The sequence below is a fragment of the Pseudomonas sp. GW822-FHT02G04 genome (genome assembly GCF_058802085.1).
Genome location: NZ_JBXANU010000014.1, coordinates 18,380 through 34,322, shown reverse-complemented (window position 1 = coordinate 34,322; position 15,943 = coordinate 18,380). Strand labels below are relative to the sequence as shown.

Below are 15,943 nucleotides of genomic sequence, written 5' to 3'. Positions count from 1 at the left end.
AGGCTGGCTATCGGCACGATAGGCGTGATGGGCAAAAAAGATCGCAGCTATCTCAAAGCTTGAGCTGCCCGATGGCCTTGCTCAATTCCCCGGCCAACATCGCCAATTCATTGCTGGTAATCGCCGAATTCACGGTCTGCTTCACGGTGTTCTCGGTCACGTCGCGAATGCTCACCACCGCCCGATTCATCTCCTCCGCCACATGACTCTGCTGCTCGGCCGCCACCGCGATCTGCGTATTGCTTTCACGCATTTGCGCCACCGCACCGGTGATTTCAGCCAGGGCCACACTGGCTTCCTGGGCCTGTTGCATGCAGTCGTCCGCCTTGTATGAACTTTCCTGCATGAAATCCACCGCATCCCGAGTCCCGGCCTGCAGCGCGGAAACCATGGTGGTGATCTCGTCGGTGGACGTCTGGACCCGTTTGGCCAGGTTACGCACTTCATCGGCGACCACCGCAAACCCGCGTCCCATCTCACCGGCCCGGGCCGCTTCGATGGCAGCGTTCAGGGCCAGCAGGTTGGTTTGTTCAGCGATGCTGTGAATCACGCTGACCACGCCGTTGATCTTCTGACTGTCCTCGGCCAGGCGCTGAATCATCTCGGCCGTTTGCTGCACGCCGGTGGACAATCCGCCAATCGATTTCTGTACCCGAGTCACCACTTCCTGACCGCTGCCGGCCAGGGTGTCGGCGGTTTGCGAGAGGTCGCGGGTGGCGCCGGCGTGTTGGGCGATGTGATGGACCGTGGCGGTCATTTCGTTGATCGCCGTGGCGGCCTGATCGGTTTCGCTTTGCTGGCCGAGCATGCCGTGACGCACCTCGTTCATACTCGCGGCCAGCCGCGCGGCGCCGACGTCCAGTTGCCGGGCGGTGCTGGCGACAGTGTTGACCACCCGCTGGTAGCCGGCCTGCATGGCATTGAAGGCGTTGGCCATCTGCCCGACTTCGTCCTTGCAGGCCAGTGGCACACGGGCCGACAGGTCGCCGCTTTTCTCGACGTGGAGCATTACGTCTTTCAAGGTGTTGAGCTGGCTGAGCAGGAAGCGGATCAACAGTTGCGACGCGCCGAGCATCGCCAGCATCAGGATGAACACCGCAACCGCGTAGTGAGTGAAGCGCTCGCCGAACACCTGGCTCAGGCTCGGGCCGTAGGCAACTACCGCGACCTGTTGACCGTCGGGACGAGTGAACACCTCGGCGCCCATCAACGGATTTTCCCCGAACAGCGGCATGGCATTGATCTGGACCCAACCGAGGGTATCGGTCAGTTCCAGAAGCGGTTGCCCGTTCAGTAAAGGCGCCTGCCCACGATTGAAGGTCAGCAGGTTGTCGGCCTTGGGCAGCGGCTGCCCGACAGGCCAGGCATTGAGCAATCGTGCCTGGGCCTGGGCCGATACTTGCGCGGCGTGACTGCGGGCCTGCTGTTCGAGTTGTACGGCGTACAGCACTAGCAACAGGGTGGTGACAAAGGCGACGGCGTTGACCGCCCAGAATTTGTATTTCAGCGAGATATTGCTAAGCCAGGCACCCATGGAGGTCTTCTCTGATAGCGGAAACAGTTTTGGCAAGGTGCCAGTATTGTGCCGCTATGCAGGGATTCAGATGTTGATGCAGGTCAACAAGCACACCATATCGAAATGTGTGGACGAGCCTGTGTGGCGAGGGGGCTTGCCCCCGTTCGGCTGCGTAGCAGTCGTAAATAATTATGTGCGGTGTACCTGATACACCGCGATTGCAGGTTTCGGGGCCGCTTCGCGACCCAACGGGGGCAAGCCCCCTCGCCACACAAGCTCCCAGAGGGGATTTGTGGTTACTGGGGGATCGACGGCAAGCCAAAGAACGCCCGCGCGCTGGCGGTGCTGTGGGCAGCGAGATCTTCCATGCTTTCCCCACGATGCAACGCCACTTCACGCAACACTTCAGTCAGATACGCCGGCTCGTTGCGACCGTTCTTCGGCTTGGGGCGCAAGCTGCGGGGCAGCAGATACGGCGCGTCGCTCTCCAGCATCAAGCGCCCGCGTTTAATCTCCTTGACCAACGGATGCAGGTGAGTGCCCCGGCGTTCGTCGCAGATCCAGCCAGTGATGCCGATGTGCAAGTCCAGATCGAGATAGCTGAACAGCGCCTTCTTTTCCCCGGTGAAGCAGTGCACCACGGCAGCCGGCAACCGGTCGCGGTAATCACGCAGGATCTCCAGCAGCCGTTGACTGGCGTCGCGCTCGTGCAGGAACACCGGCAGTTGCAGTTCGACTGCCATTGCCAGATGTTCTTCGAGGACTTTTTCCTGTTGCGGGCGGGGCGAGAAATCACGATTGAAATCGAGGCCGCATTCACCCACGGCCACCACGTTCGGCTCCTTGAGCAAACTGCGCAGACGCTGGGCGCTGTCGGCGTTCCAGTCGCTGGCCGAGTGCGGGTGAATGCCGGCCGTGGCGAACAGTCGTTGAGCGCTTTCGTCCAGTTGCCGGCACAGTTCCAGGGCCTGTTCGCTGCCCTCGACGCTGGTCCCGGTAAGCACCAGTTGGCAGACCCCGGCAGCGTAGGCACGGTCGAGTACAGCCTGGTGTTTGTCGGCAAAACTGGGGTTGGTCAGGTTGACGCCGATATCGATGAGTTGCATGGTGCTACCTCGGACCAAAGGCCGGAAAGCATATCAGAGCTGTAGATTTATAAGAAAAGCCAAGAACTACAACGAGTTAAAGCTGTCTGTTGAGGCCGCGAGGCAGGTCGGGGTTGGTAGAGTTGCCATCACTGTGCCACTCTCTCGCACTTTATCAGCGCTTCAAGCGCTCTGTTTCTGTTGCCTGATGTCATGAAATCACTCATGAGGTTGGCCAGTATTCTTTCCGGAGAGTGGATGACACGTCCCTCGGTTTTGTTACTGCTGTGTTGTTCGTTGCTGCTGCCGATACCGGCGGTTGCGCGTCTGGCCGGGCCGTTGCAAGCCGTGCCGGCAGCCCAGGTCCGTGACCTGGCGGAGATTCGCAGCAGTCGTGTGCTGCGGGTGCTGGTCAACCAGAGTCGCAACAGCTCCGGCGAAGTCCAGGGCCAGACCATCGGCGTCGAATACCACCGCCTGCGGGCTTTCGAGCAATACCTTAATGGCCACGCCCGTGATGGCCAGGAAATCACCCTCAAGATCATTCCCAAAGCCAAGGATCAACTGCTCGGCGCGTTGCAGCGCGGGGAGGGTGATCTGGTCGCGCCGGGGGAATTGCTTGATCCGCAATCGGGGCACGCGGTCAGCACCAGTGAGCCAATTGCCAGCAACGTGCCGTTGCTGCTGGTGGGGATCAAAGGCGAGCGACGTTACACCCACCTCGAACAACTCTCAGGTAAAACCCTCGCGCTGCCCACCGGCAGTGCTGCCGGGGATGCGGTCAGCCAGATCAATCAGAAGCTCGCGCTGCATAAACTGCCCCCGGTGAAGATCGAGTGGGTCGACCCAAGCCTGGCCGTCGAGGACGTGTTGGAAATGGTCCAGGGCGGGATCTTCCATCTGACCATCGTCGAGCAACCGATCGCCGAGCGCTGGGGCAAGATCCTGCCCAAGTTGCGCTTCGATCGACAGGTCCTCATCAGCGAGCCGGGTGAGGAATACTGGTTCGTACGTCGCGACGCCTCGATGCTGCGGGCGAGCATCGACCGTTTCCTGACCACCTACAAGCAACCGTCGGACCAGGATGCGGCGTTCCTGCGGATCTACCGGCGCCTGTATCAAGTGCACTATCCCTTGGCCAAGGCCGATCGTCAGCGTCTGGAAAAACTTCGACCGGTGCTGCAAAAACACGCTCAAGCCCAGGACATGGACTGGCTGAACCTGGCCGCGCTGGCCTTCAAGGAATCAGCGCTGCAACCCAGCGCCAGAAATGGCAGTGGCCCCACCGGCCTGATGCAAATAACACCCTCCGCCGCCCAACGGGTTGGCGTCAGTGGCATTCAGAATCTCGATGCCAATGTGCAGGCCGGCGCCAAGTACCTGGCGATGATCCGCCGCAAGTTTTTTGCCAGCCCCAAACTCAACGAACGCGAGCGCATGGCGTTCGTGCTGGCGGCCTACAACATGGGGCCGGAGCGGGTCCAGGGCATGCGGGCCGAGGCTCGGCGGCGCGGCCTGAATCCTAATCAGTGGTTTTTCCAGGTTGAGCGCATCGCCATGGAGCAGGTGGGAATGGGGGCTGTCAGCTATGTTAATAGCGTGAACAAGTATTACCTGGCGTTCGATCGGGAGCGGGAGTCGTTGGAGCCTCAGGGGCAGAAAGTTGCCTTACGTAAATGATCGACTAATCTGATTGTTATGGTGCGTTTTTTGCGCTTTTAACATGAGATAAACCGATTAATATGGCGACCAACCAACACACTCTCACAATGGATGACACAGCATGAGCACACTGATCAACAAGGTACTGTCTACCCGCGCTGGCTACGGCCTGACGATTCTGCGAATTTTCGTCGGCATCATCTTCGCGGCCCACGGCTCACAGAAACTCTTCGGAGCATTCGGTGGCTACGGCATTGCCGGCACTGCGCAGTACATGGAAAGCATTGGATTGGCGCCCGGTCACCTGATGGCGATCCTGTCCGGTGGTACCGAATTCTTCGGTGGTCTGGCGCTGATCATCGGCCTGCTGGTACGTCCGGCGGCGTTGGGGCTGACCTTCCTCTCGCTGGTCGCTATTTTCTCGGTGCACATCAGCAACGGTCTGTTCATGGCCAACAACGGTTATGAATTCGCCCTGGCCTTGCTCGGTGGCAGCCTCGCAGTGCTGATCGAAGGCGCAGGCAAGCTCTCGGTCGACCGCGCCATCGCCGACTGACCGCTCTGGCTCAACGAAAAGGTCCGCACAGTGTGATGCACTGTGCGGACCTTTTTTTGTTGCTGGTGATTCTTGACACTGTCCGGTCAGCTTCTCTAGGATGCTGCTCATGCGCCGATTTAAACAGCTACTTGCGGGGCGCCAGGTGACTCATTCAGTTGCCGATAGAAGCTTGAAACAGGCTTCGAAATACCGCTAAAGCGCTGGTTCGGTGTTGCCTCTCACCTGCCATGCAGACTTTTGAGGCAGAGACACGACACAATGAATGCATTGAACCCCGTTGTACGCCCCGCGCCAATCACGGCACATCTCACCCAGCGCAATCCAAAAATCCTGCTTGGCGGTAAACATCAGCCGACGCTGTTGCGTTACCTCGATGGCTGGCCACGTCGCACCGGCGGTCCGGCAGCATTCCTGATCCAGTTTGTCGAAGATGGCGAGTCGCTGGAGCGCTTCGCGACTGACAGTTTCGATCTGGCGGTGATTCAGGCGCCCAGCGCCGAGGACGCGCCTGAAGTGATCAGGCAACTGACCCGCGTCGCGCGCCAAGGGCTGATTGCCCGCTGCTGAGGCTCAGGGCGCTGCGGCTTAGGCCGCGGCTCAAAAATAGTCGATCGCCACGATATACACGCACTGTTCACCGGTCGGCGTCTGCACTCGCACTTCGGCGTCCAGTGCCTTGCCGATCAAGGCGCGAGCCAGCGGCGAGTCGATGCTGATCAGATTCGGTTTCAAATCCAGCTTATCTTTCAAGTCTGAATCAGTTGGCCAATATTCTATACTATTGGTCGTATCAGACCTTTTCTTCGTGTTTTTTGACTTCAATTGGTCAGATATGACCATTGTTGTAACAAACTACATGCCTTGTTATTTATTCAGCTGGTCAAAATAGACCCTTTGTTGGATATTATTGGTCGTAATGAGTCAGTTATGACCAATTGTGTGCTCGGAGTAAGCTATGTCACTTATGCATTTTTTGTACAGCCCAGCGGAAATCGCACGCGAACTGGGGAAAAATGCCGAATCGTTGCGCCTGTCCAAGAATCTTTCCCGCAAAACCTTGGCTGAGCAATCTGGAGTGTCTGAGTCCTCCATCAAGCGGTTCGAGCGCTCAGGCTCGATCACCCTTGAGTCCATGATTCTCCTGGCCACGGCGCTCGATGAGCTAACGCCGGTGATGAGTCTTTTTAAACCCTCGCATCCAGGCTCAATCGACGAGCTAAAAAATCTTAAGCGTAAACGAGGCACCAAATGAGCTCGCCTATCCCCAGGTTCAAGCCCACCGAATCGCTTAGCGTTACCGCCAATGGCGTAATGGTTGGCGAATTGAACCGTGTCGAGGGGAAAGGCATCTACTTTGTGTATGACAAAGAATGGCTGGCCAAGGGGTTCGACCTTTCTCCCTTGACGATGACATTCGATGACAAGCCACAGCTCGCTCGTGAAAGTCGTTTGTTCAAGGGCCTGCATGGCCCATTTGCAGATTCCTTGCCGGACGGTTGGGGGCTTCTGCTGATGGATAGATTCTTCGACGCGACCTTCGGAGCAGGCACCTCGCTAACGCTCAGTCCGCTGGATCGGCTGGCCTATATGGGGGATCGAGCCATGGGAATCTTTGAGTACCATCCCAAAACAGAAAAGGTCGCCGCCGAGTCAGTGAATCTTGCTCGCCTATTCGAAGCATCTGTCGAGGTACAACAAGGAGACACCCCAGGAGTGCTCAAAGGGTTACGCTTGGCGGGTGGCTCCCCCGGTGGTGCTCGCCCCAAAGCAATCGCAGCACTGTCACACGATCTTGAGACTGCGACTTCAGCTTTTGGCCAGCTTCCACCTGGATACGCTCACTGGATTGTGAAGTTCAGGTCTCTGAATGAGCCTTTGGAGACTGGCGGGATCGAGCAAGCGTATGCGGTGATGGCCAGAAAGGCCGGGGTGAATATGGCGCATACGGCACTGCTGGAGGTGCAGATGCGTCAGGGCGGACTTGAGCGATTCTTCGCAGCCCAACGTTTCGACCGTGATGGCGATCGCAGGATTCATATGATTACCCTCTCTGCGTTGGTCTACGCAGACTTCCGGGCGCCGACGATGGATTACAGCCAGATACTCAAGGTGACAAGCGCGCTGACGAAAAGCGCTGCCGAGGTTGAGAAAATGGCAAGGCTCATGATCTTCAATGCGGTGTTCCACAACTACGACGATCACACCAAAAACTTTGCGTTCCTGTATCACGAACCTCAGGACAAAAATGGGCAGGGAGTCTGGAGGCTGTCTCCAGCGTACGACCTTACTTTTTCCAATGGGATGGGCGAGCACTCCACTGCATTTTCAGGTCATGGTAAACCGACACGAAAGGTCATCAGAGATCTGTGCAAGGATTACAAGTACCTCAAGCCTGATGAATACATCGACCAAACCCTCGCGGCGCTTGATGAATGGGATCGTGTGCTCAGGGCACTGAAAATTCCTAAGTCTGCGGGGGCTGCAATTCACCGGGTTCTCAGTGATGCCAGGGTGCGCTTCGAGGAGATAAATCGTTAATGAGAAATCCATCTTGAGTACGAACATCATCACACAGGAAGGTCATGAGGCTCTGAAGCAAGAGCTCGACTACCTTTGGCGGGAAAAGCGCCCTGACACCACGCGCAAGGTCACTTGGGCGGCGTCGCTCGGCGACCGTAGCGAAAACGCGGATTACCAATACAACAAGAAGCTGCTCCGGGAAATCGACCGGCGTGTTCGGTACCTTCGCAAGCGCCTTGAAGATGTCCGGGTGGTTGCGTACTCACCTGAGCAGGAGGGCAGGGTCTTTTTTGGGGCTTGGGTCGAGATCGAAAACGAGGCAGGTGAAATCAAGAAATTCAGGGTTGTGGGGTATGACGAAATCTACGGACGCAACGATTACATCTCCATCGATTCACCGATGGCGCGTGCGCTTTTGAAGAAAGAGGTGGGGGATGAGGCCGTTGTGCAGACTCCGAGTGGAGAAATGTTGTGGTGGATAAACGAGATCAGATACTCGAAATAGTATGAAAGGCAGGGGCATAGGGTGTACTCGGCATTTTCCGAGCGATCGCCCTGCGGGGGAGGGCGATAACGGCTCGTGGTGACTGATACTTGATGAACTATCAACCCTCGCGCAAGACTGTCAGCGGGCTGGCATTTAAGGCGCGGCGTGTGCCGAACACACCGGCACCGCCGATCAGCACGGCGCCAATCAGCGGCAACACCAACAGCCATGGATGCGGATGCCAGGGCAGGTCGAAGGCGTAGCGGTAGAGCACCAGGCTCACCAGTTCCGAACCCAATGCCGCCAATAGCCCGCTGACCGCTCCGAGCAAACCGAACTCGATCCGCCGGGCCCTGACCAGCAACTGCCGCTCGGCGCCCAGCGCTCGCAGCAACGCGCCTTGGCGAATACGTTCATCGAGGGTTGCCTGCAAGCCGGAGAACAACACCGCCATCCCCGCCGCGAGCACGAACAACAGCACGTATTCGACCGCCAGGGTCACTTGCGCGAGGATGCTGCGTAACTGCTCCAGCAACGCTTCGACTTGCAGAATGGTCACTGCCGGAAAGCTGCGGGACAGGTCGACGATCTGCTGATCGTGACCGGGCGCCAGATAGAAACTGGTCAGGTAGGTCGCCGGCAAGTCCTTCAGGGTGCCGGGCTGGAAGATCATGAAAAAGTTCGGCTGGAAGTTGTCCCAGTTGATCTCCCGCAGGCTGGTGACTTTCGCCTCCCGATTGACCCCCCCAACGCTAAACACCATGTGATCGCCGAGCTTGAGCTTGAGGCTTTCGGCGACTTTACCTTCCACCGAAACACCGGGTACTTCATCCGCCGGTTGCTGATCCCACCAGTTGCCGGCGGTGAGCTTGTTGCCCGCTGGCAGGTCTGCCGCCCAGGTCAGGCTCAGGTCGCGTTGAATGGCTCGGTCACCGGCCGAATCCTTGCTGACGATTTCCTGCACCGGTTGGCCATTGATGCTGATCAGCCGTCCCGGCACCACCGGGTACAGCGGCGCCGATTGGGCCGACAGCTCCATCAGCCGATCGCTAAAGGCCTGTTTGTCCGCCGGTAAAATGTTCAGGGCGAAATAATTCGGGGCGTTTTTCGGCAATTGGTTTTGCCAGGTGTCGAGCAACTCGCCACGCAGCAAAGCGATCAGCGTCATGGACAGCAGAATCAAGCCGAAGGCCAGGGATTGACCCGCTGCCGCCAGTGGATGGCGCAACAGTTGGCCCAACCCCAGGCGCCATGGCAATGAGGCGCGCGCCAGCATCCGGCGCAGGCTCTTGAGCAGTAGCAAGAGCAAACCGCCAAGCACCAGCGCCGCGATCACACCGCCGCCGAGCAGGGCGAAGGTCAGCACCAGGTCGAGGCTCAGGCGCCACATGATCAGGCCGAGGGCGCCCAATGCCGCGCCATAAACCATCCAGGTGCTGGACGGAATCGGCAGCATGTCCCGGCGCAATACCCGTAGCGGTGGGACTCGGCCCAAAGCGGCCAATGGCGGCAGGGCGAAACCGGCCAGCGCGACCAGCCCGGTGCCGATCCCGGCGATGGCCGGCAACAGGCCTCCCGGTGGAACGTCTGTCGGCAGTAAATCATGCAGCAGCGCGAACAGCCCGAGCTGAGCCAGCCAGCCGAGCAGGGCGCCGCTGATGCTGGCGAGCAGTCCGAGTACCGTCAGTTGCAGACTGAACAGCACCATGGTTTCCCGACGGGACAGACCCAGGCAGCGCAGCAAGGCACTGGCATCGAATCGGCGGGTGGCGAAGCGTGTCGCCGACAGCGCCACCGCCACACCGGACAGCAACACCGCCACCAAACTGGCCATGTTCAAGTAACGTTCGGCCTTGCCCAAGGCACCGCCGATCTGCCGGTTGCCATCGCGGGCATCCTGGATGCGCTGGTTGGCGGCCAGGCCTGGCTTGATCAGTTGACGATAGGTTTCCAGCGCCTGGGCGTTGCCGCGCCAGAGTTCGCGGTAACTGACCCGGCTGCCGGGTTGCACCACGCCGGTCGCCTCTAGGTCGTTGAGATTGATCAGCACCCGTGGCGTCAGGCTGTAGAAGTTACCGGCGCGATCCGGTTCGTAGGTCAGCACCCGCGCCAGTTTCAGGGTTTTCATGCCGACGTCGATTTTGTCGCCGATCTTCAAGTCCAGTGCAGTCAGCAGTCGCGCTTCAACCCAGGCTTCGCCGGGTTTCGGACCGCCACCGGGTTCTTCTTGCGCGAACGGCGCGGGGGCGCTTTTCAGTTCGCCGCGCAACGGGTAGACGTCATCGGCGGCTTTGATGCTGGACAACTGAATGCCGTTGTCGGTGGCGATGACACTGGAAAATTCCACCACCTGAGCGTGTTCAAGGCCCAGCTCTGTGCCACTTTTGATCTGTTCCGGCCGCGCCGGCGAACTGCCTTCCAGCAACAGGTCGGCGCCGAGAAACTCGGTGGCGCGCAGCATCATGGCGCCGTTCAGGCGGGCGCCGAAGTAACCGATGGCGGTACTCGCCGCCACGGCCACCAGCAAGGCGAAGAACAACACACGCAACTCACCGGCGCGGGCATCGCGCAGCAGTTGACGGATAGCGAGACTGAACAGGCGCAACAGCGGCAGGCGTGCCATCAAGGCTCCAGAGGGGCGACCAGCAGGCCGGCTTCAAGGCGGATCAGGCGCCGGCAGCGATGTGCCAGGCGTTCGTCGTGGGTCACCAGCACCAGGGTGGTGCCGCGTTCCTTGTTGAGTTCGAACAGCAGATCGCTGATGCGCTCGCCGGTGTGGCTGTCGAGGTTGCCGGTGGGCTCATCGGCGAACAACACATCGGGTTCGGCGGCGAAAGCTCGGGCAATCGCCACGCGCTGCTGTTCGCCGCCGGAGAGCTGGCGCGGCGAGTGGGTGAGGCGTTGACCCAGGCCGACCCGTTGCAACAGCTCGGTGGCACGCTCACGGGCGTCTTTGCGGCCATCGAGTTCCAGCGGCAGCATGACATTTTCCAGGGCGTTGAGGCTGTCGAGCAGTTGAAAGGACTGGAAGACAAACCCCACGTGCTCGGCGCGAATGCGCGCGCGCTGGTCTTCGTCGAGATTGCTCAGGCCTTGGCCGGCGAGAGTGACTTCGCCGCTGCTCGGCAGGTCGAGGCCGGCCAGCAGGCCGAGGAGGGTGGATTTGCCGGAACCGGAGGCGCCGACGATGGCCAGGCTGTCGCCCTTGTTCAGTTCCAGGCTGAGTTCGTGCAGGATAGTCAGTTCACCTTCCGCGCTGGGAACCACTTTGCTGAGGTTCTTCGCGGTGAGAATGCTTGCGCCCATGGAGAATCCGATGCGTGTGTGGTTTTTGAGTGCTGGCCTGGCCTTGATGTGCATGGCCCAGAACGCAGCGGCGGGTACAGTCCTGATCGTTGGCGATAGTATCAGCGCCGGTTTCGGCCTGGATACCCGGGTGGGGTGGGTGTCGTTGCTCGAGCAACGGCTCAAGCGCGAGGGTTTCGACGATAAGGTGGTCAATGCGTCTATCAGTGGCGACACCAGTGCCGGAGGCCGGGCACGCCTGCCGGCGCTGCTTGCAGAGCATAAACCTGAGCTCGTCATCCTTGAGTTGGGAGGTAATGACGGCTTGCGCGGAATGCCGCCAACACAATTGCAACAAAATCTTGCGTCGATGATCGACAGCTCCCGCGTCAGTGGCGCCAAGGTGCTGTTGCTGGGTATGCAATTGCCACCCAATTACGGTGTGCGTTACACCCAGGCGTTCGCCGAGGTTTTCACCAAGGTGGCCGACGAGAAAAAAATCCCGCTGGTGCCGTTTTTTCTCGACGGCGTGGGCGGTCATCCGGACCTGATGCAATCCGACGGCCTGCACCCGGCGGCGGGGGCTCAGGGCAAGTTGCTGGAAAATGTCTGGCCGACACTGAAACCGCTGCTTTGACGCTTTTCTAGCGGCGGTGTTTCGGCTAAGGTGGCGCCCCCGATTTGGAGCCCCCGATGCCGCGTCCTGCCTGGTCCCTTTTTGCCTATCAACTGATCGAGCCTGACGAACAGCTGGATCTGTTCGCCTGCCAGGAAGTGCGGGTGCATCTGGTGACCCGTCAGCTGGAGCTGGGCGGTTCGGCCGACCGAACCCTGTGCGGCAGCCTGTTGCCGGCGCAACCGCGCTGGTCGAGCGTCGACCGCACGGTGTTCCAGGACCAGCGCCTGTGCTCGCTGTGCCGAGCCATTCTGGAGTCGCAAAAACGCGGCACCTCGCCGATCTGGCCTGAGTTGCGGTTCGAGCTGTAGACCTTGTGGTCTTTTGGTGAGGGGGCTTTCCTGTGGCGAGGGAGCTTGCTCCCGTTCGGCGGCGTAGCCGTCGCGAAACCGGTAAACGCGTTTTGACTGCAGGACCCGGTGATCGGAATTTGGGCCTGCTTCGCAGTCCGACGGGAGCAAGCTCCCTCGCCACAGTAAGGCTCCCACCACAGGCAATCCCCCTTGCCGCAGGTCTTGCATCTCCCCGAAATAACGGGCGGCGGTGTACAATCGGATTTTTATACCCTTGTCGATCATGCGAAGGATTTTCCGGATGTTGCCGCGCTTTCCCGCCGTCACCCGCTGCCTGTCTCTTGCCGCCCTCTGCGTGGCGGGTCCTGTTGCAGCATTGGAGTTGCCCCTGCCACCACCCGGTGAAGATATCGTCGGCCAGGTGCAAGTGATCAAGGCCAAGTACGAAGACACCTTCGCCGACCTTGGCACCACCTACGATCTGGGCTATTCGGAGATGGTCGCGGCCAACCCTGGCGTCGATCCATGGCTGCCGGGTGCCGGTACCGAAATCGTCCTGCCGACGCGCTTCATCCTGCCGCCTGGCCCGCGTGAAGGCATCGTCATCAACCTGGCTGAATACCGCCTCTACTACTACCCGAAAGGCCGGAACGTGGTGTACACCTTCCCGCTGGGTATCGGCCGTGAAGGCTGGGGCTCGCCGATTGCCCACACCAGCATCGTCGCCAAGACGCCGAACCCGACCTGGACCCCTCCAGCGTCGATCAAGGCCGAGCACGCCGCCGATGGCGACCCACTGCCGAACGTAGTGCCGGCCGGCCCGGATAACCCGCTGGGGCCGTTCAAATTCACCCTGGGCACTCCGGGCTACCTGATCCACGGTTCGAACAAGAAGTTCGGCATTGGCATGCGCACCAGTCACGGTTGCTTCCGCATGTTCAACAACAACGTGCTGGAAATGGCCGGCATGGTGCCAGTAGGGACGTCGGTGCGCATCCTCAACGATCCGTACAAGTTCGGCCTCAGTGGCGGCAAGGTCTATCTGGAAGCGCACACGCCGCTGGATGACAAGGGCAACCCTTCGGTGGTCGACAAGCACACCGCTGTGATCAATGCGATGCTCAAGCGTGAGGACATCACCAACAACTTGCGCATGAACTGGGATGTAGTGCGCGACGTGGTCGCCGCTGAGGATGGCCTGCCGGTGGAAATCGCCGTGCCGAATACGTCGGCACCGATGGTCTCGAGTGCGCCGATCGACCTGCAGCAGTAACGCGTTAAAGCAACCCGCCGATGCAGGCCGCATCGGCGGGTTTTTTATGGCCTGCAGAAACCCCAGGCAATAAAAAAGCCGACCCAAAAAATGGGTCGGCTTGATAACAATCCCGAGGGATTATTACTTGCGGCTAGCTTTTTCCAGCATGCGCAGAGCACGCTCGTTAGCTTCGTCAGCAGTCTGTTGTGCTTTTTGAGCAGCAGCCAGAGCTTCATCAGCTTTACGGTAAGCTTCGTCTGCACGAGCTTGGGAGCGAGCTGCTGCGTCTTCAGTAGCAGTCAGACGTGCTTCAGTTTCTTTCGATACGCTGCTGCAACCGGTAGCCAGAACTGCGGCCAGAGCCAGAGCAGAGAATTTCAGAACGTTGTTCATCGTGTTCCCCTTCAAGGACTTTCTATTAAGTAGCTGTCTCCTCAGAGTGAGGAAATAGCCGGCGTACATACTACCCATTACTTGTAGTAAGTAAACTGACGTAGCGCAAGAAGCAAAAAAAATTGTAGGCGTTGATTCTTTTTCGAGCAACTTTTAACTGCGTTGTATAAAAAATATCCAGCTACGAGGCCCGAACTGAGCGATCCGTCGGGAAAAAGTTCCCTGGCCCGGCAGCTGTTTTTCGGCTTTGGCCAAAGTCTGTCTAGATGTGTTTGTCTACACTTGTGTTCGAATTTTGCGTAGCCGCCCGCATATCTTTATCCATGTTGAGGTGACTTAAACAAAGGGCGCTCGTCTTAAGTCTCAATATCCGGCAATGTTCAGGCTTTGACCCGTTCGGTCGAGCCGTCCCTGCGTAATCCGCGGCAACACTCGCCACCCGATGCACAATGACGAGCGTCCCTTGAGCATTTTTGCCAATGGTGCCTACTATTTGATACGTGCTCGGTTGCGCGAGATTGGTGCGGCTCTCTCGGTGTCCATTCAGGCACGGGGTGGCGTAGTTGTTCCTTCGCCGGAAAAACATCGGTAAGGTAGGGGTCAGAATTAAAGACCCGCGAGGAGTAGTGATGAGCGAGGCGTTGTCCATCCACCATGACCAGGCTGGTCATCAGTTCGAGACCACTGTGGACGGTTATCGTGCCTACCTGACCTATATGGATCTGGGAAAACAGACTCTGGATATTTATCGCACTTTTGTGCCCAACGCGTTGCGTGGTCGCGGCATCGCGGCGGCTTTGACCGAGCAGGCGCTGCAATACGCTGATGAAATGGGCTACACAGTGATTCCATCGTGCTCCTACGTGGAGCGCTACATGGAGCGTCACCAGCGGCATGCCGCCAAGCTATGAGCAAAACCAACGCATAAAAAAAACGCCAGGTTCACACCTGGCGTTTTTTTATGCGCAAAACGGCGATCAGCTGCGATTGCGTTTAGGCAGCACGTCCTTGAGCTTGGCATGCATGCTGCGCAAGGTGTTTTCAGTGGCAGTCCAATCGATGCAGGCGTCGGTGATCGACACGCCGTATTGCAGGTCGGCGAGGTCTTTCGGGATTGCCTGGCAGCCCCAGTTCAGGTGGCTTTCGACCATCAGGCCGATGATCGACTGGTTGCCCTCGAGAATCTGGTTGGCGACGTTCTCCATCACCAGCGGTTGCAGGGCCGGGTCCTTGTTGGAGTTGGCGTGGCTGCAATCGACCATGATGTTCAGCTTGATCTTGGCCTTGTTCAGCGCTTGCTCGCAGAGCGCGACGCTGACCGAATCGTAGTTCGGCTTGCCGTTGCCGCCGCGCAATACCACGTGACCGTAGGCGTTGCCCTTGGTGGTGACGATCGACACGCCACCTTCCTGGTTGATGCCCAGGAAACGGTGCGGGCTGGAAACCGATTGCAGGGCGTTGATGGCCACCGTCAGGCCGCCATCGGTGCCGTTCTTGAAGCCGACGGCCGAGGACAGGCCGGAAGCCATTTCACGGTGCGTTTGGGATTCGGTGGTGCGTGCGCCGATCGCCGACCAGCTGATCAGGTCCTGCAAGTATTGCGGGGAGATCGGGTCGAGGGCTTCGGTCGCGGTCGGCAGGCCCATTTCGGCCAGGTCCAGCAGCAACTGACGACCGATGTGCAGGCCATCCTGAATCTTGAACGAGTCGTCCAGGTACGGATCGTTGATCAAGCCTTTCCAGCCAACGGTGGTGCGTGGCTTCTCGAAATACACGCGCATGACCAGATACAGGGTATCGGACACTTCGGCCGCGAGCACTTTCAGGCGCTCGGCGTATTCGTGGGCAGCCTTGATGTCATGGATCGAGCACGGCCCGATCACGACGAACAGGCGGTGGTCGGTGCCATCAAGAATGTTGCGAATGACTTCGCGGCCCTTGGTGACGGTGCGCAGGGCAGCGTCGCTCAAAGGAATATCACGCTTGAGCTGATCGGGAGTGATCAGGGTCTCGTTGGAGGCGACGTTAAGGTCGTTGATCGGTAAATCAGCCATCGTTTACTCGTCAGGTCACGGGTGCCGGCCGCCAGCGAACCCGCGCGGCGGAGCACAGCAAATTAAGCGCGTCGGGGGATCAGAACCTTAGCGCGTTACACCGTGGCTCGACAATGGGCAGACACCGGTTTAATGGGCATTCTCCATCAGTTTCCCCA

16 protein-coding genes and 1 pseudogene are annotated in these 15,943 nt (G+C 59.1%); 10 read left to right on the top strand and 7 right to left on the bottom strand.

The features are described 5' to 3' along the window. Positions 1-52: 52 nt before the first annotated feature. Together AC1RO5_RS18110 and AC1RO5_RS18105 are read right to left on the bottom strand one after the other, a co-directional pair. A complete protein-coding gene (locus tag AC1RO5_RS18110; RefSeq protein WP_493176700.1) occupies positions 53-1,534 on the bottom strand; it encodes a methyl-accepting chemotaxis protein in 1,482 nt (493 codons plus the stop codon). Between the two features lie 278 nt (positions 1,535-1,812). Further along, entirely contained in the window at positions 1,813-2,622 is an 810-nt protein-coding gene (locus tag AC1RO5_RS18105) for a TatD family hydrolase (RefSeq protein ID WP_493176698.1), read from the bottom strand. 237 nt (positions 2,623-2,859) lie between these two features. On the opposite strand from AC1RO5_RS18105, the gene AC1RO5_RS18100 reads away from it, so the two are divergent. From AC1RO5_RS18100 to AC1RO5_RS18090, 3 genes are all read left to right on the top strand, one after another. Further along, positions 2,860-4,281, top strand: coding sequence for an MltF family protein (locus AC1RO5_RS18100; protein WP_493176696.1), 1,422 nt, complete (start codon positions 2,860-2,862; stop codon positions 4,279-4,281). 103 nt (positions 4,282-4,384) lie between these two features. Further along, complete coding sequence (locus AC1RO5_RS18095) at positions 4,385-4,819, top strand: DoxX family protein (RefSeq protein WP_493176695.1); 435 nt, start codon at positions 4,385-4,387, stop codon at positions 4,817-4,819. Positions 4,820-5,080: 261 nt separating this feature from the next. Next, the gene (locus tag AC1RO5_RS18090) at positions 5,081-5,389 is read left to right on the top strand and encodes a hypothetical protein (protein WP_007939981.1); all 309 of its coding nucleotides are present in this window, start codon (positions 5,081-5,083) and stop codon (positions 5,387-5,389) included. Positions 5,390-5,419: 30 nt separating this feature from the next. Here the strand turns inward: AC1RO5_RS18090 and AC1RO5_RS18085 are convergent. Next, positions 5,420-5,566: pseudogene (locus AC1RO5_RS18085) on the bottom strand (GreA/GreB family elongation factor); the annotation flags it as partial. Positions 5,567-5,777: 211 nt separating this feature from the next. Between AC1RO5_RS18085 and AC1RO5_RS18080 the strand changes: the two are divergent. The 3 genes from AC1RO5_RS18080 to greB are packed head-to-tail and all read left to right on the top strand — an operon-like array spanning position 5,778 to position 7,847. After that, entirely contained in the window at positions 5,778-6,074 is a 297-nt protein-coding gene (locus tag AC1RO5_RS18080) for a helix-turn-helix domain-containing protein (protein ID WP_019650537.1), read from the top strand. Further along, positions 6,071-7,360 carry a type II toxin-antitoxin system HipA family toxin gene (locus AC1RO5_RS18075; RefSeq protein ID WP_493176692.1) on the top strand — a complete coding sequence of 430 codons (1,290 nt, stop codon included), beginning with the start codon at positions 6,071-6,073 and terminating at the stop codon, positions 7,358-7,360. Before AC1RO5_RS18080 ends, AC1RO5_RS18075 begins: the two co-directional genes overlap by 4 nt. Before the next feature lie 13 nt (positions 7,361-7,373). Next, positions 7,374-7,847 carry a transcription elongation factor GreB gene (gene greB, locus AC1RO5_RS18070; RefSeq protein WP_493176690.1) on the top strand — a complete coding sequence of 158 codons (474 nt, stop codon included), beginning with the start codon at positions 7,374-7,376 and terminating at the stop codon, positions 7,845-7,847. 100 nt (positions 7,848-7,947) lie between these two features. Here greB and AC1RO5_RS18065 read toward each other — a convergent pair whose 3' ends face one another. Both AC1RO5_RS18065 and AC1RO5_RS18060 read right to left on the bottom strand, forming a co-directional pair. Next, positions 7,948-10,452, bottom strand: a complete 2,505-nt coding sequence (locus AC1RO5_RS18065; protein ID WP_493176689.1) for an ABC transporter permease — start codon at positions 10,450-10,452, stop codon at positions 7,948-7,950. Next, positions 10,452-11,135 (bottom strand): ABC transporter ATP-binding protein, encoded by a 684-nt coding sequence (locus tag AC1RO5_RS18060; RefSeq protein WP_007939984.1) that lies wholly within the window; start codon positions 11,133-11,135, stop codon positions 10,452-10,454. The genes AC1RO5_RS18065 and AC1RO5_RS18060 overlap by 1 nt, the downstream gene beginning before the upstream one ends. Before the next feature lie 10 nt (positions 11,136-11,145). Here AC1RO5_RS18060 and AC1RO5_RS18055 point away from each other — a divergent pair, with 10 nt between their 5' ends. The 3 genes from AC1RO5_RS18055 to AC1RO5_RS18045 all read left to right on the top strand — a co-directional run bounded on the left by AC1RO5_RS18055 (position 11,146) and on the right by AC1RO5_RS18045 (position 13,356). After that, complete coding sequence (locus tag AC1RO5_RS18055) at positions 11,146-11,751, top strand: arylesterase (RefSeq protein ID WP_172901208.1); 606 nt, start codon at positions 11,146-11,148, stop codon at positions 11,749-11,751. Positions 11,752-11,807: 56 nt separating this feature from the next. After that, positions 11,808-12,101, top strand: a complete 294-nt coding sequence (locus AC1RO5_RS18050; RefSeq protein WP_007899882.1) for a hypothetical protein — start codon at positions 11,808-11,810, stop codon at positions 12,099-12,101. Positions 12,102-12,384: 283 nt separating this feature from the next. Beyond that, the gene (locus tag AC1RO5_RS18045; RefSeq protein ID WP_493176687.1) at positions 12,385-13,356 is read left to right on the top strand and encodes a L,D-transpeptidase family protein; all 972 of its coding nucleotides are present in this window, start codon (positions 12,385-12,387) and stop codon (positions 13,354-13,356) included. Positions 13,357-13,479: 123 nt separating this feature from the next. Here AC1RO5_RS18045 and oprI read toward each other — a convergent pair whose 3' ends face one another. Next, positions 13,480-13,731 (bottom strand): outer membrane lipoprotei OprI, encoded by a 252-nt coding sequence (oprI, locus tag AC1RO5_RS18040; RefSeq protein ID WP_003172710.1) that lies wholly within the window; start codon positions 13,729-13,731, stop codon positions 13,480-13,482. Between the two features lie 629 nt (positions 13,732-14,360). Between oprI and AC1RO5_RS18035 the strand changes: the two genes are divergently transcribed. Next, complete coding sequence (locus tag AC1RO5_RS18035) at positions 14,361-14,642, top strand: GNAT family N-acetyltransferase (protein WP_007939987.1); 282 nt, start codon at positions 14,361-14,363, stop codon at positions 14,640-14,642. 66 nt (positions 14,643-14,708) lie between these two features. On the opposite strand, the gene AC1RO5_RS18030 is transcribed toward AC1RO5_RS18035, so the two are convergent. Then, positions 14,709-15,785: a 3-deoxy-7-phosphoheptulonate synthase gene (locus AC1RO5_RS18030; protein ID WP_493176686.1), complete on the bottom strand. Its 1,077-nt coding sequence runs from the start codon at positions 15,783-15,785 to the stop codon at positions 14,709-14,711. Positions 15,786-15,943: the final 158 nt, after the last annotated feature.